Consider the following 2953-nt stretch of genomic DNA (forward strand, 5'->3'; position numbering starts at 1 on the left):
TTATGAGGCGATGCTGCATTTTACCTGCGGCATCATTATCTGGAATAAAATCCTATTGGGATAGGCTCTTATTGCTTTAGTTAAAGAAATATTCTCTTATATCGACACTCAGACAATTATGGAATTCGGATTGGGTGGATGTTGGTTCTACCACCGCGTAGGATTGCTTTCACAGTTCAAAAATGAAAGACCTCCATTCCAAATAATTTATATCGAATCCTACGATCATAATAAAGGTCTTATCGAATTAAGATACTTTACTGGAACAGATGAGCTAGAGCATATATCAGAAAATAATAATGACGTTATTCCTTATTTTGCTAAAACAATGGTACACACTCTGACGTCTGAAACATTTGTAAAAGAAAGAAGGATTTGGGTGCCTATTTCTGAAAAATCCAAGTTTAATGTTAAAATATCTGATATCCCCACACGAATATCATTTCAAGGTAAACAATACAAATCAGGCATCGATACTAATATCATTGTTAAAGGATTTCTTGGACAAATACCTAAATATACCAAAGTCAATGAATTTATGAAATCTTGGTTATTGATGGATCGTGATAGTCAGGCCGATGACAATGCTGAACATCTTTACAACTATATTCAAAAACATCATCCTGAACAAAGTATTTATTTTGCATTAAGGAGGGATTCACACGATTGGGATAGATTATTAGATAAAGGTTTTAATTTAGTTGAGTTTGGAAGTAAACGTCATGAAGAAATATTAAAAAGTTGTTCAAAGGTTATAAGTTCACATGTTGACAAATACATAACGAATTTATTAGGCCCGAAAATGCTAACGGGTAGACATTTTGTATTCTTACAACATGGCGTAACTAAAGATGACATTTCTAATTGGGTAAACCAAAAAGAGAATATAGATGTTTTCGTAACTGCTTCAACAGAAGAATATAACTCCATAGTATCTAATGAGTCTCATTATAAATTCACTAAAAAAATGTTAAGCTAACTGGATTTCCACGTTATGATAATCTTAATCAACCTGAAAGTGAATTATATAAAAAGTCGATATTAATAATGCCTACTTGGCGGTCAAATATCGTCGGAACTACAAAAGGTGATGGTAATAGTAGAGAAGTATCATCAGAGTTTATGAGGACAGAGTTTGCAAAACACTGGCGAGGTGTTTTACATTCGCCTTATCTCAAAAAAATATCAGAAGAATATAACTTTGAAGTTATATTTTTCCCTCATGCTAATATTTCACCATACATTGATTTTTTCGATGTTCCAAAATTCATAAAAATTTCGGATCATACAAAAGGCAGCATTCAAAAATTGTTTAAATCATCATCTATGATGATTACTGATTATTCATCAGTTGCCTTTGATATGGCTATTCAGGGAAAACAAACTTTATACTATCAATTTGATGAAAAAGAAGTATTTTCCGGAGGCCATTTTTACAAAAAGGGATATTTTGATTATCGAGAAGATGGATTTGGCCCTGTAGTCGTAAAAGAATCAGAGTTCTTTGGTGAATTAGAAAAAATAATTAAGAACGATGCATCTCCTGCCAAAAAATATCAAAGTCGAATAGATAAAACATTCCCTATCCGAGACACAAATAATTGTAAAAGAACTTATGAAGCCATTTGCGAGTTAGATAATCCTCTTGTTGAGGGATACTGTGATCTGGAAATTCTTGAAGACTATGCAAGAAAAGCAACTTCTCATAGAAAATGGGGGATAGCAATATCTCGCTGGAAAATGCTTTTAGAGTTTGGTAATAACCAGCAAAAGCAGATTGCAAGATTGCGATTGATTCAAGCATGTCGTGAAGATGGTAAAATCAATGATGCAATCAATCTGCTCCAGCAATGGTCTGATGTTGAGTATTCTACATATTTTAATGAATATAAAATTGAATATGCAAAAATATACATGGCATGCCAGCAATGGGACCAGGCAATCGCTATCTGGAATAGTGTGAAAATAGATAACACTGAGGATGAAATTAATTATTATCACTGTCTTGCTGAGATGGAAAATACTCAAGCATTATATAACTTAAGTGTTAATAAAGATTCATTCTCTGATACACAAAGAACAATAATCATGGTATATCAACTTGTTGCGAATAAAGACTGGGAAGCAGCAATTGAGCTAATTTTGGAAAAAATTAATATTTTTAATCAAAATGAATTACATGTTCTTAAAACTGAATTAATTCTTGCTCGATGCTATAGAGAAATCGGAAATTCGGATCAGTGTCATAATTATCTCAAAAGCTATGAGGGTTATGCAAAAAAGGATACAGAACTTAAATATGAAATTGGAAAGCTTTCTTTTGATACATGCAAATGGTCAAAAGTAATTTCTCAATTTGATTCCGCAGATATAAAATTAAATCTGCTTTCAAATGATTTGGCTTTGATTTATGTTAGATCACTACGTTATCAAGGGTACTCATCAAAAGCTTTGTCATTCCTTGATGAAATGCAGTCCGATACTCTTCAGTTGATAGATTACAGAATAGAAGTAGGTGAGAATTACCTTTTAGAAAAAGAATGGAATTCAGCAGCTGAGGTTTGGATTGAACTGATCGGTATCACTGATTCAGCTCCCTATCGTCTTGCCTTAGCCTATAGAAAGCTTGGCATGATAGAGGAAGGGTTATCAGTATTAATTACGGATGGGATTCGTAGTCCTAAAGAATTAGAAGAGTGGATGCTCAGGGCTGAACTATCTCAGCTCTCGGGAAATTGGTCAGAAGCAAAGCATTGCTGGTCTTCAATTCTTCGCTATCATTCAGATATTGCACCTCAAGAAAGCTGGAGTCACTTAAATCATGCGCAACTGATGTCTGCAATATATTCAACACAAAAATTAGAAAATACTATATGATTCTTTAATTCGGATTAGTTAGGTAGGTCATCCATTTAGACCTACCTAATAATTAACGTATGTAATAGTTAATTAT

The 2953-nt window shown here is 33.2% G+C and carries 1 protein-coding gene and 1 pseudogene; both read left to right on the forward strand.

Annotated features, from left to right (window positions below; genetic code table 11):
* Positions 1 to 118: 118 nt before the first annotated feature.
* On the forward strand, positions 119 to 979 hold the full coding sequence (locus tag J8X26_RS27955; RefSeq protein WP_208952573.1) for a CDP-glycerol glycerophosphotransferase family protein: 861 nt from the start codon (positions 119 to 121) through the stop codon (positions 977 to 979).
* Between the two features lie 50 nt (positions 980 to 1029).
* A pseudogene (locus tag J8X26_RS26875) lies at positions 1030 to 2877 on the forward strand (CDP-glycerol glycerophosphotransferase family protein); the annotation flags it as partial.
* Between the last annotated feature and the right edge of the window lie 76 nt (positions 2878 to 2953).

It is taken from the genome of Rahnella sp. ChDrAdgB13 (assembly GCF_017655185.1).
GTDB lineage: Bacteria > Pseudomonadota > Gammaproteobacteria > Enterobacterales > Enterobacteriaceae > Rahnella > Rahnella contaminans.